31 protein-coding genes are annotated in these 23,903 nt (G+C 57.3%); 13 read left to right on the top strand and 18 right to left on the bottom strand.

The features are described from left to right. Positions 1-31 precede the first annotated feature (31 nt). The gene (locus DXY30_RS13155; RefSeq protein WP_115095333.1) at positions 32-400 is read left to right on the top strand and encodes a hypothetical protein; all 369 of its coding nucleotides are present in this window, start codon (positions 32-34) and stop codon (positions 398-400) included. On the opposite strand, the gene DXY30_RS13150 is transcribed toward DXY30_RS13155, so the two are convergent. Next, positions 385-849: an EF-hand domain-containing protein gene (locus tag DXY30_RS13150; protein WP_115025221.1), complete on the bottom strand. Its 465-nt coding sequence runs from the start codon at positions 847-849 to the stop codon at positions 385-387. The genes DXY30_RS13155 and DXY30_RS13150 overlap by 16 nt on opposite strands. A gap of 136 nt (positions 850-985) precedes the next feature. On the opposite strand from DXY30_RS13150, the gene DXY30_RS13145 reads away from it, so the two are divergent. The 3 genes from DXY30_RS13145 (at position 986) to ppk2 (ending at position 4,020) form a co-directional block, all read left to right on the top strand. Next, entirely contained in the window at positions 986-1,711 is a 726-nt protein-coding gene (locus tag DXY30_RS13145) for a response regulator (RefSeq protein ID WP_170951268.1), read from the top strand. 1 nt (position 1,712) lies between these two features. Beyond that, positions 1,713-3,038 (top strand): ATP-binding protein, encoded by a 1,326-nt coding sequence (locus DXY30_RS13140; RefSeq protein WP_115095366.1) that lies wholly within the window; start codon positions 1,713-1,715, stop codon positions 3,036-3,038. Between the two features lie 67 nt (positions 3,039-3,105). Beyond that, positions 3,106-4,020, top strand: coding sequence for a polyphosphate kinase 2 (ppk2, locus tag DXY30_RS13135; RefSeq protein WP_115095365.1), 915 nt, complete (start codon positions 3,106-3,108; stop codon positions 4,018-4,020). Positions 4,021-4,297: 277 nt separating this feature from the next. Here the strand turns inward: ppk2 and DXY30_RS13130 are convergent, their stop codons facing one another. Next, positions 4,298-4,600 (bottom strand): hypothetical protein, encoded by a 303-nt coding sequence (locus DXY30_RS13130; protein WP_115095332.1) that lies wholly within the window; start codon positions 4,598-4,600, stop codon positions 4,298-4,300. A 206-nt stretch (positions 4,601-4,806) separates the two neighbouring features. On the opposite strand from DXY30_RS13130, the gene DXY30_RS13125 reads away from it, so the two are divergent. Then, positions 4,807-5,019, top strand: a complete 213-nt coding sequence (locus DXY30_RS13125; protein ID WP_170951270.1) for a hypothetical protein — start codon at positions 4,807-4,809, stop codon at positions 5,017-5,019. Positions 5,020-5,206: 187 nt separating this feature from the next. On the opposite strand, the gene DXY30_RS13120 is transcribed toward DXY30_RS13125, so the two are convergent. The 5 genes from DXY30_RS13120 to DXY30_RS13100 all read right to left on the bottom strand — a co-directional run bounded on the left by DXY30_RS13120 (position 5,207) and on the right by DXY30_RS13100 (position 9,071). Beyond that, positions 5,207-5,881 carry a hypothetical protein gene (locus tag DXY30_RS13120; protein WP_244281415.1) on the bottom strand — a complete coding sequence of 225 codons (675 nt, stop codon included), beginning with the start codon at positions 5,879-5,881 and terminating at the stop codon, positions 5,207-5,209. Positions 5,882-5,993: 112 nt separating this feature from the next. Next, the gene (locus tag DXY30_RS13115) at positions 5,994-6,215 is read right to left on the bottom strand and encodes a hypothetical protein (protein WP_041435027.1); all 222 of its coding nucleotides are present in this window, start codon (positions 6,213-6,215) and stop codon (positions 5,994-5,996) included. 89 nt (positions 6,216-6,304) lie between these two features. Beyond that, positions 6,305-6,802, bottom strand: a complete 498-nt coding sequence (locus tag DXY30_RS13110) for a thermonuclease family protein (protein WP_115095331.1) — start codon at positions 6,800-6,802, stop codon at positions 6,305-6,307. Continuing rightward, positions 6,799-8,052 (bottom strand): organoarsenical effux MFS transporter ArsJ, encoded by a 1,254-nt coding sequence (gene arsJ / locus DXY30_RS13105; RefSeq protein ID WP_115095330.1) that lies wholly within the window; start codon positions 8,050-8,052, stop codon positions 6,799-6,801. The genes DXY30_RS13110 and arsJ overlap by 4 nt, the downstream gene beginning before the upstream one ends. Further along, complete coding sequence (locus DXY30_RS13100) at positions 8,049-9,071, bottom strand: ArsJ-associated glyceraldehyde-3-phosphate dehydrogenase (protein ID WP_115095329.1); 1,023 nt, start codon at positions 9,069-9,071, stop codon at positions 8,049-8,051. Before DXY30_RS13100 ends, arsJ begins: the two co-directional genes overlap by 4 nt. A 64-nt stretch (positions 9,072-9,135) precedes the next feature. Here DXY30_RS13100 and DXY30_RS13095 point away from each other — a divergent pair, with 64 nt between their 5' ends. Genes DXY30_RS13095 through DXY30_RS13085 form a run of 3 tightly spaced genes read left to right on the top strand, consistent with a single transcriptional unit; the run spans position 9,136 to position 11,161 of the window. Continuing rightward, positions 9,136-9,450, top strand: a complete 315-nt coding sequence (locus tag DXY30_RS13095; protein ID WP_115095363.1) for a helix-turn-helix transcriptional regulator — start codon at positions 9,136-9,138, stop codon at positions 9,448-9,450. 2 nt (positions 9,451-9,452) lie between these two features. After that, positions 9,453-10,070: a DUF938 domain-containing protein gene (locus DXY30_RS13090; protein ID WP_115095328.1), complete on the top strand. Its 618-nt coding sequence runs from the start codon at positions 9,453-9,455 to the stop codon at positions 10,068-10,070. Beyond that, positions 10,067-11,161, top strand: a complete 1,095-nt coding sequence (locus DXY30_RS13085) for a mechanosensitive ion channel family protein (protein ID WP_371638812.1) — start codon at positions 10,067-10,069, stop codon at positions 11,159-11,161. The genes DXY30_RS13090 and DXY30_RS13085 overlap by 4 nt, the downstream gene beginning before the upstream one ends. On the opposite strand, the gene DXY30_RS13080 is transcribed toward DXY30_RS13085, so the two are convergent. Beyond that, the gene (locus DXY30_RS13080) at positions 11,122-11,436 is read right to left on the bottom strand and encodes a Tat pathway signal protein (protein WP_115095327.1); all 315 of its coding nucleotides are present in this window, start codon (positions 11,434-11,436) and stop codon (positions 11,122-11,124) included. The two genes, DXY30_RS13085 and DXY30_RS13080, sit on opposite strands and share 40 nt — an antisense overlap. 37 nt (positions 11,437-11,473) lie before the next feature. After that, the gene (locus tag DXY30_RS13075; protein WP_244281414.1) at positions 11,474-11,878 is read right to left on the bottom strand and encodes a hypothetical protein; all 405 of its coding nucleotides are present in this window, start codon (positions 11,876-11,878) and stop codon (positions 11,474-11,476) included. A 55-nt stretch (positions 11,879-11,933) separates the two neighbouring features. Here DXY30_RS13075 and purS point away from each other — a divergent pair, with 55 nt between their 5' ends. From purS to DXY30_RS13055, 4 genes are read left to right on the top strand one after another with little or no spacing between them, the layout of a single operon-like run. Beyond that, positions 11,934-12,188, top strand: a complete 255-nt coding sequence (gene purS, locus DXY30_RS13070) for a phosphoribosylformylglycinamidine synthase subunit PurS (protein WP_115095360.1) — start codon at positions 11,934-11,936, stop codon at positions 12,186-12,188. Next, positions 12,185-12,841: a phosphoribosylformylglycinamidine synthase subunit PurQ gene (gene purQ, locus DXY30_RS13065; protein WP_115095326.1), complete on the top strand. Its 657-nt coding sequence runs from the start codon at positions 12,185-12,187 to the stop codon at positions 12,839-12,841. The genes purS and purQ overlap by 4 nt, the downstream gene beginning before the upstream one ends. Beyond that, complete coding sequence (locus DXY30_RS13060) at positions 12,841-13,806, top strand: LD-carboxypeptidase (protein WP_115095325.1); 966 nt, start codon at positions 12,841-12,843, stop codon at positions 13,804-13,806. The genes purQ and DXY30_RS13060 overlap by 1 nt, the downstream gene beginning before the upstream one ends. A gap of 4 nt (positions 13,807-13,810) precedes the next feature. Continuing rightward, the gene (locus tag DXY30_RS13055; RefSeq protein WP_244281413.1) at positions 13,811-14,998 is read left to right on the top strand and encodes a CARDB domain-containing protein; all 1,188 of its coding nucleotides are present in this window, start codon (positions 13,811-13,813) and stop codon (positions 14,996-14,998) included. A gap of 66 nt (positions 14,999-15,064) precedes the next feature. Here DXY30_RS13055 and fba read toward each other — a convergent pair whose 3' ends face one another. From fba to accD, 6 genes are all read right to left on the bottom strand, one after another. Then, positions 15,065-16,138, bottom strand: a complete 1,074-nt coding sequence (fba, locus tag DXY30_RS13050; RefSeq protein WP_115025231.1) for a class II fructose-bisphosphate aldolase — start codon at positions 16,136-16,138, stop codon at positions 15,065-15,067. Positions 16,139-16,264: 126 nt separating this feature from the next. Next, a complete protein-coding gene (locus DXY30_RS13045; protein WP_115095324.1) occupies positions 16,265-17,332 on the bottom strand; it encodes a class I fructose-bisphosphate aldolase in 1,068 nt (355 codons plus the stop codon). A gap of 296 nt (positions 17,333-17,628) precedes the next feature. Next, complete coding sequence (locus DXY30_RS13040) at positions 17,629-18,378, bottom strand: histidine phosphatase family protein (protein ID WP_305791157.1); 750 nt, start codon at positions 18,376-18,378, stop codon at positions 17,629-17,631. A 402-nt stretch (positions 18,379-18,780) separates the two neighbouring features. Beyond that, positions 18,781-19,860 (bottom strand): Gfo/Idh/MocA family protein, encoded by a 1,080-nt coding sequence (locus DXY30_RS13030; RefSeq protein WP_115095321.1) that lies wholly within the window; start codon positions 19,858-19,860, stop codon positions 18,781-18,783. Between the two features lies 1 nt (position 19,861). Continuing rightward, positions 19,862-20,233 carry a hypothetical protein gene (locus DXY30_RS13025; protein WP_115025235.1) on the bottom strand — a complete coding sequence of 124 codons (372 nt, stop codon included), beginning with the start codon at positions 20,231-20,233 and terminating at the stop codon, positions 19,862-19,864. Beyond that, positions 20,230-21,111 carry an acetyl-CoA carboxylase, carboxyltransferase subunit beta gene (accD, locus tag DXY30_RS13020; protein ID WP_115025236.1) on the bottom strand — a complete coding sequence of 294 codons (882 nt, stop codon included), beginning with the start codon at positions 21,109-21,111 and terminating at the stop codon, positions 20,230-20,232. Before accD ends, DXY30_RS13025 begins: the two co-directional genes overlap by 4 nt. A gap of 186 nt (positions 21,112-21,297) precedes the next feature. Here accD and DXY30_RS13015 point away from each other — a divergent pair, with 186 nt between their 5' ends. Beyond that, the gene (locus DXY30_RS13015) at positions 21,298-21,840 is read left to right on the top strand and encodes a ferritin (RefSeq protein ID WP_115095320.1); all 543 of its coding nucleotides are present in this window, start codon (positions 21,298-21,300) and stop codon (positions 21,838-21,840) included. A 12-nt stretch (positions 21,841-21,852) separates the two neighbouring features. Here DXY30_RS13015 and DXY30_RS13010 read toward each other — a convergent pair whose 3' ends face one another. From DXY30_RS13010 to DXY30_RS13000, 3 genes are all read right to left on the bottom strand, one after another. Further along, positions 21,853-22,650, bottom strand: coding sequence for an A24 family peptidase (locus DXY30_RS13010; RefSeq protein WP_115095319.1), 798 nt, complete (start codon positions 22,648-22,650; stop codon positions 21,853-21,855). Then, positions 22,638-22,925 carry a hypothetical protein gene (locus tag DXY30_RS13005; protein WP_115095318.1) on the bottom strand — a complete coding sequence of 96 codons (288 nt, stop codon included), beginning with the start codon at positions 22,923-22,925 and terminating at the stop codon, positions 22,638-22,640. The genes DXY30_RS13010 and DXY30_RS13005 overlap by 13 nt, the downstream gene beginning before the upstream one ends. Positions 22,926-22,992: 67 nt before the next feature. After that, complete coding sequence (locus DXY30_RS13000) at positions 22,993-23,895, bottom strand: phosphoribulokinase (RefSeq protein WP_115025240.1); 903 nt, start codon at positions 23,893-23,895, stop codon at positions 22,993-22,995. Between the last annotated feature and the right edge of the window lie 8 nt (positions 23,896-23,903).

Below are 23,903 nucleotides of genomic sequence, written 5' to 3'. Positions count from 1 at the left end.
GGAGTGACGGCATCCTGATCCGCACCAGGCCATGAAGAAGGCACGCCGGAGCAGCAAACTCGATCAGCGTCGGGTCTTCAGGCCACGGCGTCGGTTTCCCTACGGGCCCGTCTTGCGTCAGTTCACTGTCGTCGTGCTGATGCTGGCTGCTGCAGCGGGCCTCGCCGTGGTCCTGCATCAGTTGCCCCAGCAGGTCGACATCATGCTGTTGCTCAGCGAAGCCATCGCTGATCTGATTCGCGGCGTTCAGCAACTGTTGGAAGCCATGCTCGGGCTCGCCGCCATCGTGCTGATCACTGCTATTGCGCTTCTGGCTGGCGTCCTCCTGCTTGGTGCTCTCTGGAGGTTGATTCGCATCATCCGACTGGTGGTGTCTCCCCCCAATCAGGGAAGGCGCTGACGCGGAGCTAAGGAGCGCTGATGATTCCACAACTCCTGCAACGTCACGGTTCCGTCCCGATCACGATCCAAAACGTTGAAGTTGCGACTGATCCAAGGGATGCGTTTGGCTTCCCTTCGATCCAAGCCACGGTTCCGGTCGCGGTCGGCCTGGCTGAAATGCTGCTTGAGCCTTGGCCCACTGGGCGATGAATCCTGGAGACGTAGATCCTCCAGCAGAAGATAGGAACGATTGTTCTGGCGTTTGAGCCGACGGCTCAGCCCACGGCGTCCCTGCACTTCAGACGCATCCAGTCGACCATCACTGTTGACGTCCAAGCGGATGAACAATGTTTCCATCCTGGCGCTGTAAACACGCATGGTCTTGTTGCCCGGGCCAGCCTGCAGCGCCAAGGGACTCACCACGAATGCCAACGGCCCGAGCACACGGATGGCGGTCAGCGCATTCATGACGCCAGCCTATGGAGCTTGGGCATCTCTGACGATGACTAATGGATGACCGACACCTGATCAGCTGTGACTGGGTCCTACCGAAAAGGGACAGAGGCTTAGCCACTGCATACCATCAGCCCAACCGCTGATGGACATGGCCAAGGACACCATGATCTGGGTGGTGGATGACGACCCGGAACTGAGAAAGATGGTCGGCACGTACCTGATGGATCAGGGATACGACGTGCGCAGTCTCTGCGATGTAAAGCAATTCGAGGCGCGTCTGGAGTGCCAACGCCCAGACCTGGTGGTGTTTGATCTGATGCTGCCTGGCGATGATGGGCTGACGGCGCTGCGGAGACTGCGGGATGCCGGAGATGATCTCCCTGTGGTGATGCTCACCGCCCGTGCCGACGGTGTTGATCGGATCATCGGCCTCGAGCAGGGCGCAGATGATTACATCGCCAAACCGTTCTTACCTCGGGAACTCACAGCCCGGATCGAAGCCGTGTTGCGACGGCGCAACGCATTGCCTGCAGGAACACCGGTGGAAGGTGGAGAGTGCGTCGGTTTTGGCGACAACCAGCTGGATCTCTCCGCGCGCACGTTGCTGAAGAACAATCAACCGGTTGTGATCACCAGTGGTGAGTTCAGTCTTCTGGCCGCCTTTGTTCGCCACCCGCATCGGCCCCTCTCCCGAGAGCGCCTAATCGAACTCGCCCGAGGTCCCGGCAGCGACACCGATAGCCGCAGCATGGACGTTCAGGTGTCACGGGTGCGCAAGTTGGTGGAACCGGATCCAAGCCGCCCCCGCTACGTGCAGACGGTTTGGGGATATGGCTATGTCTTTGTCCCGGATGGCACGCCGAGATCCCGCTGAGATGCCCAGCCAACGGGGGATAACACGCGGACTAGCCCGCTTCGGTGTCTGGGGTACGACGCTTCTGGCCAGTTGGATGCTGGCCCTACTGGTGCTGCAGGTGCTGTTCGGGCGGCAACTGGAACGCATCCAGACCCTGCAGCTTGGTCGAGATCTGGCGTTGAACGTGCGCCTCACCGAATTGACCCTGGAGCGCTATCCCCCCGCACTGATCAGCGAGCTCACCGGTCTGGAACTGCTGGTCAGCCAACAACCATCAAGACCAACCAAAGAGACGCAGGGGATGGCCCAGCGGCGCCAAGAACTGCAACAGGTGCTCTGCTCTCGCCTGACGCACTGCCCTGAGCTCCGACCAGCCCCCAACAGGTCTGGAACGCCCGAAGTTTGGATTGAGCTGTTTTCTCCGCTGGAACCGGTCTGGCTGCGCACACCCCTCCCGATGGCACGCGCCTGGCCGCCGCAACCGATGCTCCTGCTGCTGGCCCTGGTGAGTGCTGTCGTGATTACTGGGGTGCTCTACCTACTCCTTGATGTCGCCCGTCCCCTTCGAAAGCTCGAGGACGCGGTCTCCCGCGTGGGGGAGGACAACGACCGCGATCCAGTCCCGGAGCAGGGGGCTCCAGAGGTTCGGCGAATCTCGCGACGCTTCAACGCCATGGTGCGTCGGCTCGCGGAAGCTCAGAGGGAGCGCGTCACGATGCTGGCGGGAATCGCCCACGATCTGCGGGCACCTTTGACGCGGCTGCAGTTCCGTCTGTCGATGCCTGAGCTGAACGCAGATGAGCGAACGCGCTGCCAAAGCGATCTGGATGCACTCGAGCGGATCACAGGCCAGTTTCTGCTGTACGCCGGGGGCGGTGAACGCGAGGAGTATGTCGTCTGTCCGCTGGATCAGTGGCTGGCTGAAACGGTTGCTGGACAACCCAGTAACGAGCTGCAACTCCAACTCAGTTCCATCAGCGCGCGAATTCGACCGATTGCCCTGGGGCGCGCCGTGAGCAACCTGGTCGACAATGCATTCAGTTATGGCACCACACCAGTTGTCGTTCGCCTACGAAAGACGGGATCAGAGGTAGCGATTGAAGTCTGGGACCAGGGCCAGGGAATACCCAACAGTGATTGGGAACGTGCTCTGCAACCCTTTCAACGCCTGGATTCGGCACGGGGACGTCAAGGCCATTGCGGCCTAGGGCTGGCCATCGTTAATCATGTGGTCCGCACCCACGAGGGAAGGATCAATTTCCGGCAAGGGAACGGCGACCCAGGACGATTTGGCGTCATCATCAACCTCCCCAGGTATGAGACGAAAAGCACCGTAATTCCGTAAAAAATCGGCCCGGATCGTGCCCGCTGACGGCGTTCCTGCCAAAACAGAAGAAAGATCCATCTCCAGCATGAGCCAGTCAAAAGAACATGACTTCACAGGTGTACTCGAGGCCATAGATCACTACAGCGATGGCGATATCGACCATCCACAGGAACTCATGGTGGAGCTACAAGAGGGCTTTTCCAACAAGCACAAACGGCTGAGCAAAAAGGTCTACGAAAAGGAGCTGGCCAAACTCCAGACGGAACTGGTCAAGATGCAGTACTGGGTGAAAGCCACGGGCTTTCGCATGATCATCCTGTTTGAAGGACGGGATGCTGCAGGCAAGGGAGGATCGATCAAACGTCTGACGGAACCATTGAACCCAAGGGGCTGTCGGGTGGTTGCCCTGGGTACCCCGTCAGAGCATCAGAAAAGCCAATGGTATTTCCAGCGTTATGTCGAGCACTTCCCCGGTGCTGGAGAAATCGTCGTCTTCGATCGCAGCTGGTACAACCGGGCCGGGGTGGAAAAGGTCATGGGTTTTGCAAGCGCCGAACAGGTCGAACAGTTCTATGTGTCCTGCCCCCGGTTTGAGCAAATGCTGGTGCAGGACGGAATTCTGCTGCTGAAATACTGGTTCTCCATCAACGATGACGAGCAGGAGAAGCGTTTCCAGGAACGCATTGATAACGAAGAGCGGCGCTGGAAAATGAGTCCTATGGACATCGAGTCGCGCAATCGCTGGGTGGAGTACTCCAAAGCGAAAGACATCATGTTTTCCAAGACGCATATTCCAGAAGCACCTTGGTTCACAGTGGAAGCCAATGACAAACGTCGTGCTCGCCTGAATTGCCTAAGCCACATTCTCAGCAAGGTGCCCTATGAAGACATGACACCAGAACCGATCAAGATGCCAAAACGTCCAAAGCAAGGCGGCTACAAGCGACCTCCCTTCAACGAACAGTTCTTTGTTCCCAACCACTATCCCTACAAAGACTGAAGGGCTCTCCTGCGCAAAAGCAGAGCTAAAAAATATTCAATTCGAATCAATACTCTTTCTATAAAACAGCATTAGGGTGCACAGGGACCGTCGCATATCGACCGCCTCTGTGCACCCGAGTGGCTTCACCAAACCCTGAATCCCCCCATCAGAACAGTCAACATGGGAAACCAATGGGAGCCCAACCCGATCTCACTGAGACAAAGCAACTGCAATCGAACAAAACCGAACCACAACTCGGGATACACCAATCTGATCCCTGATACCTAAAGCCTCGTCAATAAACAATGAAGCAGAACAAATAGATCAGCAGCGACAAGCCAAAGACCAACATTCCAACCGATGTCTTGATACGCATCCATTTCTTATCCCACTTATAGGGTGCCATCACCAAAATCGAAAATAACGTCAACCCGGCATACACAACCAAAGTGTGTTTGGGATGTTCCTTTGCAAGAATCATGCCGATCCCATGCCAAAAGAATGTCAGCATGGATGCATAGGACGAAATCGCCCCGAGGTTATAGAGCAACTCTTTGTGCTTTCTAAGTTGCTCTCCAATCCAGTATTGAAGACGCATCGAAGAACTCGAAGAGAGATACCTGAAATTTAGCGATCAAAAGTTTTGCCTCAACCCAGGAGAAATAACATCTCATCATTAAGTGCTGACAGCAAATGAGCAGGCTTCACCCGAAGTGCTCACTGCGCTTGAGTCGAGACGTAGCACGCTTTAAGGTGTCGGACCATCCAGTCCTGCGGGTTTTGCTCGGTTCCTGGCAAGTCCTAATGCGATGTATCGCCAGTGCGTTGTTCCTGTTGGCCCATGGCCTGCTGGTGCTTGAGCACATCGCGATGGGCACGGCACTCCACGGGATTGCTGAATTGTTTCTCGCTCCTTGGGCCCTGCGTCATAAGGCCTGGGACATCATCGTGATCGGACTGATTTTCTGTGTCTTCGACCTGTGGGGAACCCTGCGTCTCACAGGCGCCCTTGTCTAAGAGCACCGCATCAATCAAAGGTTCAAACGCTCAACCGCTGAGCCGCTGGGACCAAAAGCCAAAGAGCTGCCAAGACGACCAGAGAAACATCCCGAGAAATACCCAGTTCAGCCAAGCGGGACGGCGGTCGTTTTCAAACATCTCTAAGGGAAGCGAAGGCGACACCTGACCTTATCGGTGACGCGCATTAATGGCCATGGCGAAGGAGTTGGAGCAGCAGCAGCCCTCCCATGCCGCCACATCCCACCAAGAGCCAGGGAAGGCGAGCCTGCCGAGCGTCAGGCAATTCATCGCGAAACACCGCCATCAAAAGCCCTCCTCCCAGGAATGCCGTCGCCATGGCAAGGGTGAGCGCATCCAGCGGATGAAACACCAAGGCGTGCAGAAGCCCCACCACAAGGGCGGCGCTTCCAATCCAACGATTCCGACGGCGAAATCGCTGAGGATGGTGCGCCGCGGCGTAGCGGTCTGTCAACAGAACATGGGCGCTGATCGCAACAGTGAACAAGACGCCATAACCAATCCCGGTTGTGATGAGTGATGGCAGGGAATAGGCATAGAGATAGTTGATCGCCGCAAAGCTGAAGAGCTGCATCCACACCGCAAAAGGAGGTGCATCTTCCCTTTGCTTCATCACCACGTTCAGACTGAAAACCACCAGGACGCCCAAGAGGGCAACCAGGAACAGCAAAGCCTCCACCAGAGGTGTCGGCACGTAATCGATCAGCCCCCGAGCGTCCGAAAGTTCAGATCCCCCCGTTGCCAACTCCGGCAGCAGATGGAGAAACACATAGGCCAAGCCAGCCCCACCTCCAACCGACGCCCAGCGTTGCTGATGCTGCTCTGGACGCGAGACGACCAAACTGACCAGCCAATGACAACTGCCGATCGCCAGAACACAGAAAAAAGCGACCCCCCAAACCACTGAACGGAATCAGTGGCTCAAAGTCTGATCAGCAGCGGCCGAAACAGCATCACTTCGCCGAAGAGCTCCAATCGGCAGAGCGAAACGACACATTGGCACCACCACTCCGTTTTAAGTCGTGCATGCCCTCCAACTGGTTGTACACCGACAGCAGCTGCCGCCGCATGTGATCGGTGTGGGGCAGATCAGCGATCAAACGCAGCACATCTTCCAGGGATCGCTTGGCGTCGATCACCAAACGACAATCAGGGCTGCCAGGCTCATCGCGCATCAGATCGGAAGCGAATAATTCCATTCAGCAGAAAATCCCGGCACTCGGGTGTCAAAATCCCTACCAATGCAGCGATATTCAGCAGAAATTCAGGGTTCACCACCACCTTCCCGTTCCATCACATCCCAAGGACGCTCGAGCGGAGGTTGCGCTGACCAGACCCCAAGCTCTGCAGAGGCCGCCTCCGTTTCAAGAACGGAATAATCAAGATCATCACAACGTCCAAGGAAGCCATCCCAGGCAACAACCGCACCTTGACGAATCAAGGCAGCACCGAGATCCTCCCCATCGATCAGGAGGCGTCCCACCAGGCGTCCGTACACATCGCGTGAGCGGAGCTCAAACAAAGCTTGGTCTCCAACCTTCACCAAGGCATTGATGGCCACCGATGCACGTGTTGACCATGGCGTCTGACTCCGTCGCGGAGCCTGGAGACAAGCCAGCCGAACCGCTCTCCCCTGACCATCCAACTCAACCAGCAGCTGCTGTGCGTTGCTGATGCTCAACACCCGAACCGGCTGCAACTCTGCGCGACTCGAAAGCGGCAGAGCCAAAGCCATCAACAGTGCTGCAGCAATCCTCTTCATCCTGGGACATTTCGAATAGCCGGCAGTCTGAGGCTGCTGAACCATGACAACAACACCAGCAGTGACGATGCCCAGAGGCAGGCCTGCATGCCAGCGAACTCCGTCTTCCCGAGCATGAACACCGCTCCAGAGAGCATGGTTCCCACCAAGCGCCCGGCAGCATTGGCCATGTAATAAAAGCCCACGTTGAGGCTGACACTCTCCGCATCGGTGTAGGCCAGCACCATGTAGGAGTGGATGGACGAATTCATGGCGAACACCACCCCGAAGGCGGCAAGGCCGGCGGTGATAGCAACCGCCACATCAACCTCTCGCCAAAGCGCAACAGCAATCAGAGCCGGGATCGCCGTCAAAAGCGCACTCCAGAACTGCACGGCGGACACGCCAGGCGGAGCGGTCTGACCCCAGAGTTTTCGTAGACCAGGAGCTGTTCCCTGGACGATGCCGTAAACGATCACCCAAAGGCCAAGAAAGCCACCGATCTCCCAGAAGCTCCACCCCAAGGAAGCCTCCAGAAACACCGGTAAGGCCACTACGAACCAGACATCTCGGGCACCGAACAGAAAGAAGCGCGCCAGAGACAGCACATTGATGCCCTGGGATTTGGAGAACAGGGCTGCAAACGCTGGTTTTGACTTCATCTTTCCGATCTCCCCCGGCAGCACCAGGGTCAGCAGGAAGGCGAGGGCAAGGCCCGCGGCCATCCAGCCCACGGCGGCGTTGAAGCCAAAGGCGGTGAGCAGCACCCCACCGAGAAAGAAACCCACACCCTTCAGGGCGTTCTTGGAGCCCGTGAGGATCGCAACCCACTTGAACAGCTGCTTCTGCCCCTGCTGCTGATCATCCGGTGTTTCTGGCACCACCGTCTTGATGGCACTTTTGGCACTCATCTTGTTGAGATCTTTGGCGATGCCGCTGATGGCCTGAGCGGCCATCACGTAGATCACACTCAGCAGCTTCGGCCACCCAGCTGCGACAGGGATCAGCATCAACAGTGAAAGGATCTGCAGCAACGTGCCCATCCAAAGGGTGAGCCGAAGCCCGTAGCGGGCACCGATCCAACCGCCATAAAGGTTGGTGACCACCCCGAAAAACTCGTAAAAGAGGAACAGAGCAGCGATCTCGAGGGTGGTGAAGCCGAGCTGATGGAAATGGAACACCACCAACATCCGCAGGGCGCCATCGGTGAGGGTGAAGGCCCAGTAGTTGGCGGTGACGATGCCGTACTGCTGCAGCGGCGAGAGCTTCATGCCTCGAGCCCCACCAGATGAAAGACCAGATCAGCCATTCGGCAGCTGTAGCCCCATTCGTTGTCGTACCAGGCCAACACCTTCAGCTGGGTGCCATCCACCACCATCGTCGACAGGGCATCGACGATCGAGCTGCGGTTGTCGTTGGTGTAGTCGCAGGACACCAAGGGGCGCTCCTCATAGCCAAGGATTCCCTGCAGCGGCCCAGCCGCAGCAGCCTTGAAAGCAGCATTCACCTGCTCCACCGTGACGCTCTGCTGGAGTTCGAACACCGCATCGGTGAGTGATCCATTCAGCAGGGGAACGCGGACGGCATGACCATTGAGCTTGCCCTTCAGCTCGGGGAAAATCATGGCGATCGCCTTGGCTGACCCGGTGGTGGTGGGGATCAGCGAGGTGAGTCCGGAGCGCGCCCGACGCAGATCGCTTTTGAAGGAGTCGATCGGCACCTGGGTGTTGGTGATGTCGTGAATGGTGGTGATCAGTCCGTGCTTAACGCCGAAGTTCTCGTGCACCACCTTCACCACAGGCGCCAGACAGTTGGTCGTGCAGGAGGCAGCGGTCACCAGTTTGTGCCGCGCCGGCTCATACAGCTGATGGTTAATGCCATAAACAATGTTGAGCGCCTCCTCACCGGCAACAACACCCTTCACCGGACAGGCCACCACCACTCGCTTCAGACCCACCTGCTCGAAATAAGGATTGAGGGTTTCCGGCGTTTTGATCGTGCCACTGGCCTCTAGCACCATCTCCACACCCCGATCGATCCAGGGCACGGCGGTGGGATCGTTTTCACTGGACCAGGTGAGCTCGGATCCCTCCACACTGAATCGATCAGCGCTGCTGGTGATTGCCCGATCCCAGCGACCATGCACGGAATCGAACTCCAGCAGGTGGGCCGCCGTTGCAGCATCACCAGCGGGATCATTGACATGCACCAGTTCAATGCCGGGCCGGCCCGAAAGGGCCCGGAACACCAGACGACCGATCCGCCCGAACCCGTTGATGCCGATGCGCATGCCAGCCCCCAATGATCAATCAAATTATGTTGATCCAAGCAGATCGGGCGGTGCGGCTCTTGTGATGCAGAACACCCTCAGCACCGACCAATCCAGACAGATCCTCAAAGCACTGGCCGACCCCATCCGCCTCAAGGTGATTCATGCACTGGCGCAAGGCGAACGCTGCGTCTGTGATTTAACGGGGGATCTCAATCTCCCCCAGTCCAAACTCTCCTTTCACCTCAAGGTGCTTCGCGAAGCAGGACTGCTGACCGATCGGCAGAGCGGCCGCTGGATCTACTACCGGCTGCAACCGGATGTCCTTGCAGCGCTGGAAGCCTGGCTGGCTGAGCTGCGCCTGCACTGCAGCCAAGACGCAGTCCCCTGTCAGGAATAACGATGGACCAACGGCTTTTTTTTCCGGCAACGGAACGCAATCGCAGACCCATCGGGGATCTGCTGAGCCAGCTGCTGCCCGCTACAGGAGCTGTGCTGGAGCTGGCCAGTGGTAGTGGAGAACATGCCGTCTGCTTTCAGCAACGGTTTACGAATCTGCTCTGGCAGGCCAGCGATCCGGATCCAGACCATCGCGCCAGCATCGACGCCTGGATCCGCCACCAAGGCCTGAGCAATGTCATGCCAGCAGCCCTCAATCTTGATGTTGAGGAACGACCCTGGCCCCTCCCCCAAACCATTAGAGCGTCACTGAACGCTGTTGTTTGCATCAACCTGCTGCACATCAGTCCAGCCAACTGCACCAATGCGGTGCTCGAAGAATCTGCCGTGCTGCTGCCCAGCGGCGCCCCACTGATCATCTACGGCCCCTTCATGCGCAATGGCGCCCACACGAGCGCGAGCAATGCCGCCTTCGACAGATCGCTAAGGGAGCGGAACAGCCAGTGGGGGTTGAGAGAGGTGAGCTTGGTCACGTCTCTTGCCGCCAGCGCTGGTTTGAAAATCGACGACGTAGTGCCCATGCCCGCCAACAACCTGACTCTGGTGCTTCGCCGCCGTTGAGCGAAGAGGTTCTTGCCAGCGCCCACCAGGCACTCCACAATTCAGCCTTAACAACGGCGGAAGGCATGGGTCTTGGTGAGCTTTTGGTGAAAATCCCGATCGGCATCGCTGCCACCCTGGTCCTGTCCTTTCTGTGCAGGAAAATCTTTCCTCGCTTCACCAAGAGAAGCAAAACCAACTTCGACGACTTTGTCCTTATTGCCCTTGCGGATTCAATCATTCCGTTCGGAATTGTCGTCGTCCTGATCCTCACGCAAAAAGAACTTGGCCTGCCCATCAACGTTGAACGTGCCTACGACACAGCACTAAGAATTGTTGGAACAATCGTTCTGATCAGGTTTGTAAATCGTGTCGGCGCACGCTTTCTGGCGGGGGTCGCCCGACGTTCGGGTGCAGAAGATCTTGAGCATTTGCTTCAAAGCCTTCTCCCACTACTAAGAGCAGTGATCTGGGGCATCGGCACCCTGGTGCTGCTCCAGAGCCTCGGTGTAAAGATGACCGTGATCTGGGGCTTGTTAAGCGCCGGCGGTATCGGCATTGGCTTGGCCTTGAAAGAGCCGGCCCAGGAATTGTTTGCCTACTTGATGATTCTTCTGGATAAGCCATTCACCGTTGGTCAATTCATCTCGGTGGGCTCAACGTCAGCAACAGTGGAAAGAATCGGTGTTCGCTCCACACATCTGCGAAGCCTGCGTGGCGAACAAGTGGTGATGAGCAACTCAACCCTCACAGGCTCAACCATCCTTAATTTCGCCGAAATGGTGCAACGCCGCATGATCTATTCGATTGGCGTCACCTACGACACAACTGTCGACCAGATGAAGGCCATCCCAACCATGATTCAAACCATCATCGATTCTCAGGAGCACAGCACATTCAATCGCTGTCACTTCACCGAATTTGCTGATTCAAGTCTGAATTTTGAGCTTGTTTATTACATCGACACCCGAGATTTCACCGTTGCATTAAATGATCAGCAAGCGATCAACCTCGCAATCATGGATGCTTTTGCCCGAGCAGGCATTGAATTTGCCTTCCCAAGCCAGACGCTCTACTTAGAGGGAGATTCACTCACTGGCAAAGCGTCTTGATGGGTCGGGGCTGCCGAACGCCAGACAACACCACCAATCAACAAGGCCAACGCAGCCACAGCAGCCGTAAAAGGAATCAAGCGACGCTGATCCGCACTTGTTCCGAGAGTGATCTGCTGGGAGATGTTGTCGCGCCGCGACGCCAGAAATGATCCCTGACGACAGCTGGTGCAGACCGTGTTGGAAATCCCTGCATTTTTCAACTTGAAGCCGTAACGGCCTGGAATCTCAACAGGTGTTCCGCAGCTGGAACAGGGGAGAGAAAAAACAGCCATCGGGAATCTGCCCTCTCCACAGGTCTATCACCATGATTCATTCCAGAGGGATGGCCCCATGGGCGCAGACAGCGCCCCAACAGAGACTGCGATCCGCCGTCCAGGAGGGTTGCACCTGCAGCCACGCCTGGTTCTGACCGACCCGCATCATCATCTGACCAGTTCCGTCATGGACGAATTCGACGCGCTGCTGATCCCAGGTCAACACCCAGCGCTGTCCAGGACTCGCGGCGACCATGCGGCATGGACTCCAGGCCTGCTGTCCGATCCGGCAGCGCATCGATGCCGCTGCAACGGACGTGCCGCCTACTGAACTACCGATCATCAGTAGAGCAGCTGTCCAGAGCTTGATGTGAAACACAGACACTCGCTGGGCAGCACGCTGGCGAAAGGACTCCTCCTCACCATGCGAACGGGCGACAGTCACGCACCTGGGGGTCACCAGATCTCTTCAGGGTTTGGTGTCTGTCAGGATTCGATCAGACCAGTTGCTGATCGTGCCGCGTTTTCAAGCCCGCGTCCTTGTGCGTCTGCGCCCCTCTGTGCTCGATCCAGCCGGAGAAGCCGCGCGTGGTGCCGCTGAACGTCTTGGGGTGGAAGGCCTCAGCAAATTGCGGATCGGAAAAGCCGTTGAGATGGAGATAGAGGCCCCCGATGAAGCGGAGGCACGCCGCAAGTTGGAATTGCTCAGTGATCGACTGCTGGCCAACCCAGTGATCGAGGACTGGACTCTGGAGCTGAACCACTCATGAGCATCGGGGTCATCGTTTTTCCCGGCTCGAACTGTGATCGGGACGTGCAATGGGCAACGGAGGGATGCCTGGGCTTGAGCACACGCCGGGTCTGGCATGAAGAGACCGACCTGAGCAGCTTTGACGCCATCGTTCTGCCTGGAGGGTTCAGTTACGGCGACTATCTGCGTTGCGGTGCCATTGCACGCTTCGCACCAGCCCTGCAATCGCTGATTGACTTTGCAGCCCGGGGCGGTCGCGTGCTCGGGATCTGCAACGGATTCCAGGTACTGACGGAACTGGGGCTGCTGCCCGGAGCACTGACCAGAAACCGGGATCTGCACTTCATCTGTGAGGACACGCCCCTCAAGGTTGTGAGTCAGCGCTCGGCCTGGATGCAGGGGTACAGCGACGGGGGCGGAACGCTGACCTTGCCGATCGCCCACGGGGAAGGCCGTTATCAGTGCAGTGATGACACGTTGAAACAGCTTCAGGACGAAGACGCCATTGCCCTCAGCTACGGCAACAATCCCAATGGATCAGTCGCAGACATCGCCGGCATCACCAACCCCAGCGGCAACGTTTTGGGCTTGATGCCCCACCCGGAACGGGCCTGTGATCCTGCAACTGGAGGAACCGACGGCCGACGCATGCTGGAAGCCCTGCTGGGCTGATGCAGAGCCGCCGGACGCTGCTGATCTCAGGGGCATCCACCATTGCATCCACTGTCGTCACGGCCCTGCTCTCCCCCCGGGCCATGAGCGCCCAGCGGAGGTTGGCACCGCTGAAACCTGGAGCACGCATCCGTGCCGTGAACCCCGGCACATGGATGGATCCAGACACCGATCTGAAACTCTTGCTCGAGCGCTGTGATGAACAGCACTGGCATCTGGAGATCCCAGCAGCAGTCACCCGTCAATGGCGCTATTTCTCCGGAACCGACCGGGAGCGGAGCAGCGATCTGACCGCTGCTTGGAATGATCCAACAGTTGATGCTGTGCTGACCGTTGGAGGTGGCTGGGGGGCCGCCCGCGTGCTCGAAGCCGGATTCCGCTTTCCACAACATCCAAAATGGAGCCTTGGGTTCTCTGACACCAGCTCCCTGCTGCTGGCCCAATGGGCCGCCGGCCTGCCTGGGGGCATCCATGGATCCAGCGGCGGCACAGATGCGCAGTGGCAACGGACGGTGGATCTGCTCCGTGGACGTCCGGTGGAACCTCTGCAGGGAGAACCAAGACGGCGCGGGATCGCTCGCGGCCCCTTGGTTGTCACGAATCTGACCGTGGCGACCCATCTGATCGGAACGCGCTGGCTTCCCTCCCTGAAGGGGGCCATTTTGGTGCTGGAAGACGTTGGAGAAGCGCCTTACCGGGTGGACCGAATGCTGACCCAATGGCGCAGCGCTGGCCTTTTGCAGCACTTGGCGGGGGTGGCCTGCGGTCGCTTCAGCTGGGCAAAAGACGACATCCTCCCCGGTGATTTCACCATGGAGGAGATCCTTGAGGAACGCCTGGGCGATCTCGGTATTCCCCTAGTGCTCAATCTGCCGGTGGGCCATGGTCGCCCCAACGAGGCTTTACCTCTGGGATCACAAGCACAACTGGATGGCCAGCGGGGCCTTCTCAGCCTGATTCCCTGATCTGTTGGCAAAACGCTGGTCCTTCGGTGGCTTTGCCGCTAGCGATGGACCAAAGCATCTAACCCTCGTGGCCGACCTCACCATCGCGAACACGGTGTCCGATCTGATCCAGGGTGATGTCCGCGAACATTTGCCGCTGGAGAAGATTCCCCTGCAAGGCGACGTGCTTGGGCTTGGGACCACGACCAGCATTGACAACGGAGAGCTGACCTTTCTGCAGGACAGCGCATCGACATCAGCCATATGGCGTTGCGTTGCCCACGACGGCAGCATCATCAAACTCTCTTCTGGCGATGGGAGTGGTCACTTCCCCTATGTGTGCTTCACAAGGGATGCTTCCACCCTGCGTCGCCCTGTAGCGATTGAATCGCTAGGCCCCACGGAGGAAGCGCCTCTGCAAAGACTGGTGGCAGAAGCAATCGCCCAGGGACAACGCTCCGGAACCCTTGAGTCGGCTCCCATCTACGGAGTGCGGATGTTGACCCACTGGCATGAACTCGTGATCACCGTGGCCTCCAAGCTCTGCATGGGTCAGCAGCGGCGCAACATGAAGGTCGCCGCAAGTGAAGCGGGATCATCAACCGCAGGTCAAAGCATCTACGACATGCTTCAGCACTACCGACTGGCGCCGCAACCTACAGAGAAAACCAACGATCCAATCCGCTATCTGGGACGCGCGATGCAGTGGGATTGCTGTGGCTTTTTTGACACCGAACCGGAGCTGGGGCGCGTCACCGTTCCTCAGCCAGGAGCCCACTTGCATCTACATGGATGCAGCACTGATCTGGCCTATGGAGGACATCTTCACCATGAACATGCTTCAACCAGACTCAAACAATTGGATCGCCTTTGGCTGTATCCACTCCAGACCCTCAGTGCCCTTGGAAGCGATATGGCCATTGAGGACTTGAGCTTCGAGAACGGAATGCTTCGTTTTCGTGTTGTGAATGAAGGGGAAATGGACGTGAGCGACGTTGGCGTGGCCGTTGTGATTAATGACCGCTACAGCAGTCGTCGTTACATCAGGATCCCCTGGTTAAGTGCAGGTGACGCTGAGGAATTCACCTTGTCGTTATCCCTCCCAAGTGGCAAGCAGCTGATCACAGTGATCGCAGATCCTGAGGAGATTGTGATCGAAGCGGAGAACCGTAAGAACAACAATCGATTGGACTTGGAAGTCCAGATTCCATGAGCTCTGGCATCAATCATCCACAAAAAAGGGGCCCCGAAGGGCCCCTGCTGGAGATTGATCTCTGAATCAGGCGGCGACAGCAGCCTTGGGATCGAGAGCACCCTTGGCGTACAAGCCGGCGAAGTGGGTGATGCTCTGCTGCTGGATCTTGCTGGCATTGCCGGCAGCCCAGAACTGCTGGTAGCGGTCGAGGCAGACCTGCTTCATGTACTTCCGAGCCGGCTTGTTGAAGTGGCGGGGATCAAAGTTGGCAGGGTCAGCCATGGCTGCCTCACGCACAGCGGCGGTGAAGGCCAGACGGTTGTCGGTGTCGATGTTCACCTTGCGAACACCATTGCGGATGCCCTCCTGGATCTCTTCGACGGGAACGCCGTAGGTCTCGGGGATGGAACCACCGTGCTTGTTGATCATCTCCAGCCATTCCTGAGGAACGGAGGAGGAGCCATGCATCACCAAGTGGGTGTTGGGGATGGCTTTGTGGATCTCAGCGATGCGGCTGATGGCCAGCACTTCACCCGTGGGCTTGCGGGTGAACTTGTAAGCGCCGTGGCTGGTACCGATGGCGATAGCCAGAGCATCACACTTGGTCTTAGCGACAAAGTCAGCTGCCTCAGCAGGATCGGTGAGCAGCATGTCTTTGGACAGCTCTCCCTCGAAACCGTGGCCGTCTTCGGCTTCACCCTTACCTGTTTCCAGGGAGCCCAGACAACCCAGCTCGCCCTCAACGCTCACACCGACGGAGTGGGCGAAGTCAACAACTTGCTTGGTGACGTTGACGTTGTAGTCGTAGCTGGCGGGAGTCTTGGCGTCGGCTTCCAGGGAACCGTCCATCATCACGGAGGTGAAACCGTTGATGGCAGCGGAATAGCAGGTGTCAGGAGCGTTGCCGTGGTCCTGGTGCATCACCACAGGGATGTGGGGATAGGTCTCGGTCGCGGCCAGGATCAGGTGACGAAGGAAAATTTCGCCGGCGTAGCTGCGGGCACCGCGGGACGCCTGGAGGATCACGGGGCTGTCGGTCTCGTCAGCCGCTTCCATGATGGCCTGGACCTGCTCGAGATTGTTCACGTTGAACGCAGGGATGCCATAGCCGTTTTCGGCGGCATGGTCGAGCAAAAGCCGAAGCGGAACGAGCGCCATAGGAAAAATCTGATACGGAACCTTGACGGAAAGACTCCGCCGGGCGAAGACTTTACCTATTTGTGTTCAAATTGTCACCAAGCCCATCCAAACAAACGACAGGGCTTGGTGAAATTCGATTCAGTATCAGTAGGTGTAACCGGCGACAAACAACTGTTCATCCGACGAAGGCTGAGAGCCAGCCACGTATTTGCCGAGTGAGGCTTCAGAGTTGGCTTGGGCCCTTGCCAACAGTGCTTTCTGGCCAGCTTCGGTGTTAGTACCAGCCCAACCTTTGAGGCAAGAGTGCTGGAGAGCACGGCCATAGGAGAAACCGAGGTTCCACTTGGCCTTGCGCTCAATGCTGTTCATGTGGTTCAAGTACACCGAAGCAGCTTCCTCACTCAAGCCTCCGGACAGGAACACAATGCCGGGAACACTGGCAGGGACACTGCGCTCGAGGGTTCGCACCGTCATGGCCGCGACTTTTGCAGGGTCTGCCTTGTCTGGGCAGTCCGCGCCCTGAACCGTCATCGAGGGCTTCAGCAGGGTTCCTTCAAGCAAGACACCGTTGGCGTAGCAAGCGTGATACACCTCCTGAATGACGTGTTCCTGAATTCGAGCGGTGGTTTCGATGATGTGGTTGCCATCCATCAGGATTTCGGGCTCCACGATGGGAACAAGGCCGGATTCCTGAACCGAGCGGGCATAGCGGGCCAAACCCCAAGCATTCTCGCGAACAGAGAGGGCTGAAGGGCAGCCATCTGCCGTGATTTGCAGCACAGCACGCCACTTGGCGAAGCGAGCGCCCTGGGCGTAATAGTCAGCAGCACGCTCGACCAACCCATCAAGACCAGTGCAGAGCGTCTCTACGGCGTTGGCACCACCCAGAGGCCTCAGGCCCATATCGACTTTTATGCCGGGAATAATTCCGAGCTTGCCCAGCTTGTTCACCATGGACTCGCCGTCAGCATGGTTTTGGAAGAGAGTCTCTTCGTAAAGAATGGCTCCGCTGATGAAATCTCCGAGCCCCGCTGTGGTGAAGAGCATCCCCCGATAGGCCTGTCGATTGGCTTCGGTGTTCTCCACTCCGATGGAGCCAAGACGCTTGCCGATGGTCTTGGTGGACTCATCAACAGCAAGAATTCCTTTGCCAGGTGAGGCGAGGGATTGTGCGGTTGCAATCAGTTCGGAGGAATAATCAGACAGTGCCATTTGACTTATCGGAATTGAGGGAGTCTCGGGGCCTCGAAGGAGAACCTGGCCTCTCTCATTACGCATTTGAGTAATATTTGCTACGAGCTATTTGTATTTTTTGTTTTTTTGAGGGCGTGCGAGATTGGATCATTTGTGTGCATGGGTTGTGCGATTTCAGGCTTCCGATGCGCATCGTTGCTGGTGACCTCACCCTTTTGGGTCGCGTCGTTCAATGCTCATCTTCAACAAAAAAGGCTGACTCTGAAAAGAGCCAGCCTTTTTTCGAACCAAGCCTCAATCTTGAGCAGACCGATTCACAGCTGAGAGAGGGCCTGCCACTGATTGGGCAGAATTTTGGCAACTAATTCGAAGCTGCCATCACCGAGAGGCTTTGCAACGTATGCGACGCCCATGGGTGCGGGATAAATTCCATTGGTTGGAACAATCGACATCGTCACACCCTGGAAAGGGTCATCATGTCCAACGAGGAATGTATTTTCCCCGGCTTCAGGCTTCGCGGACATCAAGGGAGCAACGCGCTTCGCATACTCTTTGTAATCCTCAGGAGTGCACTCAACACAAGGCAAGAAATTCAGATTTGAGTTCTTGGTGTAGCTGCCGAAAGCCAACTCAGCTGTGTTGTACGCACGGCAGTAATCACTTGAGATGACATCTCCTACAGGAATACCTGCAGCCTTGATGCCTTCACCAATTCTTTTAGCATCAGCCTTGCCTTCATCACTCAAGCTTCTCTGCGTGGTGCAATCCAAAAGATTCAGCTCAGGACTGACCTGATCGCCCCAGTCCTTCGTGGTTTTGGCATGACGGATGTAGATGACATAACCACCATCCCTGAGGGCACTGGCGAGATCTTTACCCTCAACTTTGTTGACGAAATCTTTGTTGTTCTGTTCTCCAGAAAGGGTGGTGTCATTTTGCTCATAGGCTTCAACCTCACTGGTTTTCACATCATGTTTTTCCTTGGATGAATCCTCGCCGACCGATCCAGAGGAGCATGCCGCCATCAGGAGAAGGGCAGCAATGCAAGTTACTTTTCTAAGCATTGATCAAAGAGCTATTTACTTATTAAAGCGATTAAAAAAATGCGAGACATTTTCAAAGACACGACAAGGCGTCTCCGTTGATACAGGATTGCAATCAAGCGGTTTGCTGGCCAGATCATCGTGGCGACAAAACCCTTGCACAGGCTTGCTAACTGTCCAGGCCCTCACCGATGGGACCAAGACGCTTATCAAGCATCTTGGCTGGATTCATCAACAGCCAAGATCTCCTTCCCTGGAGCGGCAAGGGCTTGCGCTGTAGCCATCAGTTCCAAGGTGTAATCCACGAGAACCGTCGAGTCGGTTCTAGCAACATCAATTTTTCAATCTGAACTGATGAACAAACACACGTGAGATAAGTGCAGGTCTATAAATTAGGCCAAGAGATTGCATCATTTGAAGCGATCAAGTGTGAGAAAGCGATACTTCAACCCGATCGCATGCGTCGCGGCTCACCACTCCTTCAGCCAAGCCAGGAATCATCGGATTGCCGCTGCGAATGCTTTCAGCCCACCAACCCAACACTCTGGCAACGGGCGCAATCCGACCATCACTCCAGGTTTGTTTAAACGCGAGGTCCGCATCTAGAGGTACCTCTCTTAGGCCCTCACCCAACGGTGCGTGCTGAAGTTCGAATCCGTGCACATAGTCTTTCTGATTGCTGCTGCTGAGCACCAGGGATCCGTCTGATCCAGTGATGTCGAGGCAGTACCCACGTCCGCAGCGGGAGACCGAACTCAAGCTGACCTGGGCTGGCACCGTCACGTCCGGTCGGCCTTGCCATTGCAGATTGGCCTGAATCAATGACACATCCGGTGCATCAACAGAGGCCAAGCCCCCATTGGGATGAGGTCTCTGAGCAATCGACACGCTGTTCAAGGCTTGAACAGACCCCAGGGGACCAACCAACCAGGCGAGCATGTCGAAGGCATGGGTTCCCAAAGCGCCAATCACACCGCCGCCTTGATCGGCCTGGGAATACCAATTCCAGCTGCGCCGGGGATCGGAACGGCTGCCCATCAACCAGTCGAGTTTGACCAGCCAGGGAGTACCAACAGCACCGGCCCGAAGCAGACGATCCGCCTGCATGAACAAGGGGACGGCTCGATATTCGTAATCAACACCAACCGATAGAGCCCCTGCCATCGCGAGCCGCTGAAGCTCCCGGGCTTGATCGGCATGCAAGGAGATGGGCTTCTCCAACAGAAGATGCTTACCCGCCTCAAGGGCTCGACGAGCCAACTCGAAGCGCGGTGCAGGCGGTGTGGCAATCACAACGCCTTCGATTGCAGGATCCGCAAGCAGAGCGTCCCAGTCGCTGTACCCCTTCAGCCCATGCGCGGCGGTGGCGGCATCCAGCCGCTCCTGACGTGGGTGCCAGAGGGCGACCGCCTTCAGATCGGGAGCTGCGGCAAGCGCCGGCAGGTGCACCTTCTCACCAAAGCCGAGACCGGCAATAGCAACACCAATGGGTTGTGGAGGCATCTCAGCTGGAGAGGGGTTCGGTGCAGACAGCCTCAATCACAGAGGTGATTAACCCGTCGTCGCCGGCAGGCTGCCATTGGGCACGAAACCGCGGCAAACCATTCACCTGCTTGTCGCGAAAGAGACCTTGCGCACAGTCCAGTTGCATCACATAAAGCTCCCCAGCAGGCTGGTTGCCATCGTCAGTTGCCGCTGGTGTGAAGCGGCTCAGCACCGTTCGGAATCCATCCCGATCGATGCGGACACTGCCGCGATCCCACCACTGCTGGCCAGCGTCGGTGGATGGAACCTCGATCCATTCGACAGGAGCGGCCAAGACGGGTGCAGCCCAGCAGATCAAACCCAGAATTAGGGCAAGTCCGAACCTGATCATGCGCTGGTGAGCTCCATCGGTTTGCAGCCATGCAAGCGCAGCAGATTGGCCAGGGTGGAGCGCAGCTGGGTGCGTGGAACGATCGTGTCCACGAACCCGTGCTCCTGCAGATATTCAGCCGTCTGAAAATTGTCAGGCAACTTCTCGCGCAAGGTCTGCTCAATCACGCGACGACCAGCAAAGCCAATCAGCGCTTTCGGCTCCGCAAGGATCAAGTCTCCCAACATGGCGAAACTGGCCGTCACCCCCCCGGTGGTGGGGTGGGTGAGCAAGGGCATGTAGAGCAGCTCGGCTTCGCGGTGGCGTTCCAGTGCTCCGGAAATCTTCGCCATCTGCATCAGGCTAAGCATCCCCTCCTGCATCCGGGCACCACCGGACGCACAGACGATCAAAAGCGGCAGCTTTCGGGCTGTGGACTCCTCGATCAGACGGGTGATTTTTTCCCCGACCACGGAGCCCATCGAGCCACCCATGAAGCGAAAATCCATCGCCGCCAACCCCATGGGGATGCCTTCAACCCGGCACAGCCCCGTCACCACGCCATCCCGCAGCCCAGTCGAGGCCTGACTTTCCCGCAGTCGGTCGGCATAGGCGCGCCGGTCTTTGAATCCCAGTGGATCCACCGGTGCCAAATCAGCATTCAGCACCTGGAAGCTGTCGGGATCGGCAATCAGTGCAATGCGTTCAGCACTGTCGATCCGGTGGTGGTAGCCGCAGTTAGCGCAAACACTTGCATTCAGCTTCAGGTCTTTGAGATAGACGACCTGACCGCACTCAGGACATTTGCTCCACAGACCATCGCCTTCATCGGGTTCCTGCTTGACGTTGGCAACGAACTGACCCTTGCGGCGATCAGCAAACCAATCGAACAGAGACACACAGGGCTGTCAGCTCTCTCCATTAAAAGCTGCCCGGGGGAAGACCTTCCAGATGGCTCACAGCAGAACGAACCACGCTCTGCGGCCTCAGAACGTGATCCATGTTCTGGGGCAATGTTTTTTCGTTTTTGAACCCGACAGATGCTGTCTTTAGCCTGCCGATAACGAGATTGAGCAACGTCAGGCATGAGCTCCCACACAGCTGCCATCAATACCCACTTATCCCTTGAATTCCAAGCCAGCCACACTTACCTGGCCATGTCGATCTGGCTGCGGGAAAAAGATCTGATCGGTTTTTCCAGCTACATGCTGAACAAAAGCGTTGAAGAGCGTGGACATGCCTCCAAGCTGATCTCGTATCTGGTGGACAGTGATTGCGAGGTCCAATTGCCGACGATTAAGTCACCGCAAAGGGATTGGGATTCCGTTGAAGCACTCTTCGACATGGTTTACAGCATGGAGAAAGACGTCACACGCTCGATCAACGACATCTACAACCTCTCAGAGAAGCAAGGAGATCGCACCGCGACAGCCATGCTGGATTGGTTTATCGAAGAACAACTACAGGAAGAATCAGAAGCTCGTTTTGTGATCAAACGGTTGCGCCTGGCCGATTCGAACAGCGCAGCGCTGATTCTTCTGGATCAACAATTCCTCGATGGAACGCTGCTGGCCAATGTGAAAGCAGGCCGAGCCTTTGATTCCCAGGGAAGTAGCGCGGGAGCTTGAGCCCTGATCGGTTCAGCCACCCAGCAGCATCACCCATTCGCTCCACCACCACAGCGGGCCCGTCAGCCAGACCAACCAGATGCCGAGAGCAATAAACGGACCGAAGGGGAAGGGTTCCCTAGGGCCAAGATGCCCACTCAAACGAGCTGCACCCCCAACAGCGGCACCCGCCGCAATCGCAATGGCCATCGCGGCTGCGATACCCCCAAGTCCCAGCCATGCCCCACCCAGCGCAGCCAACTTGGCATCACCCAGGCCCAGCGCAGGTTGGCCCAAAAGCCGTTCGGCCAGGGCACTGAGACCTTCCAACAGCAGCAATGCCAGTACAGCTGCGATCAGATGGGTTGCAAGAACGGAGACCCCAGCAACGCTGCTGACGAACAACCCCAGCACCACACCCCAGCGACACAGGGGCTCCGGCAACCAAAGGTGGTCCAGATCGATCAACACCAGAGGCAGCAGCAGGGCGATCAGAGGCAGACCAGCCCAGGGGAGCCAGAGATCGGGGAGCCCGGCACCAGCACCAGGCCACACCAATACAGCTGTCATCCACAAGCCGGCACTCAGGGCCTCCACCGCTGGATAGCGCCAGCTAATCCGGGCATGACAGTCGCGACAGCGCCCTCTCAGCAGAAGCCAACCGAGCACCGGGAGATTGTCATACCAGCGGATGGAATGGCCACATTTGGGGCAGTGGCTGCCAGGAAACACCACCGATTCCTGACGGGGCAAGCGCCACACCACCACGTTGGTGAAGCTGCCGACGCAGGCGCCAAGCAGAGCGATCCAAAGCAAGATCAACCCTTCCATCGGGTCCGGCCACGGCTCGTGCGGCCACGGATCAGATCGATCGCGATGAACTCTTCATCCGGCAGCAGGACGGGCGTCTCGAAGACCACCCGACCGTCGGGCTGCTGCGCATCAACAACAACCCCAAGAGGCTCATGCCCCGCAGGCGTATTGGAGAGATAAGCGAAGTAGACCCGACGGGCTTGAGCAATCAGCGAACGGCTGTCAATGCGATCCCAGCGTGGAGCCGACGGCACACCCGAAGCTCCACGAATTTCGAAGGAGGGCGTTGACAAAGAAATAGAGCCCACCTGATCACTCAGATGGACTCATTGTAGAGATGAATGTTGTATCGAGAAGCGATCAGCTGACCTTCTTCTTCTCCTCGATCATGCGGTGAATGATCGGAGTGAGAATCAGTTCCATTGCAAAGCCCATCTTGCCGCCGTTCACCACGATGCTGGTGGGGCTGGACATGAAGGAATCGTGGATCATGCTCAGCAGATAGCCGAAGTCGATTCCCCACTTCTCGCGAGCACCCTTGCGGAAGTGAATGATCACGAAGCTTTCATCAGGCGTCGGGATATTCCGGCAGATGAAGGGGTTGGAGGTGTCGACCGTGGGAACCCTCTGGAAGTTGATGTCGGTCTGACTGAACTGGGGGCAGATGTGGTTGATGTAATCCGGCATCCGGCGCAGGATCGTGTCAACGATCGCTTCAGCGGAATAGCCGCGCTCAGCATTGTCACGATGGATCTTCTGAATCCACTCGAGGTTGGTGATCGGCACAACACCCACCAGCAGATCAGCCAGGGCCGAGACGTCGTATCCCTCTCCCTTCACGCCACCGTGAAGGCCTTCGTAGAACAACACATCAGTGCCTGAGGGGATGTCTTCCCAAGGCGTGAACTGACCCGGCTCAAGGTTGACGCCGAGACGGGCGTTGTGTTCGGCAGCTTCTTCGGGGCTGTGGAGGTAGTACCGCTTCTGACCGGCACCGGTCTCGCCATAGGTGCGGAATAGCTCCTCAAGCTTGTCGAACAAGTTGGCCTCAGGGCCGAAATGAGAGAAGTTTTCACCCTTGGCCAGGGCATCCGCCATGGCCTTTTTCATGGGCATCCGCTCGTAGCGGTGGTAGCTGTCGCCTTCCACCACTGCAGGGGTAATGCCCTCCCTCGCAAAGATGTGCTCGAAGGCGCGCTTGACGGTGCTGGTTCCAGCTCCGGAAGAACCGGTAACAGCGACAACCGGATGACGCTTCGACATCGACGCGG

The sequence above is a fragment of the Synechococcus sp. UW106 genome (genome assembly GCF_900474015.1).
Lineage (GTDB): Bacteria > Cyanobacteriota > Cyanobacteriia > PCC-6307 > Cyanobiaceae > Parasynechococcus.
Note: the sequence above shows the minus strand (reverse complement) of the source record. Positions and strands in the feature narration are given on the sequence as shown.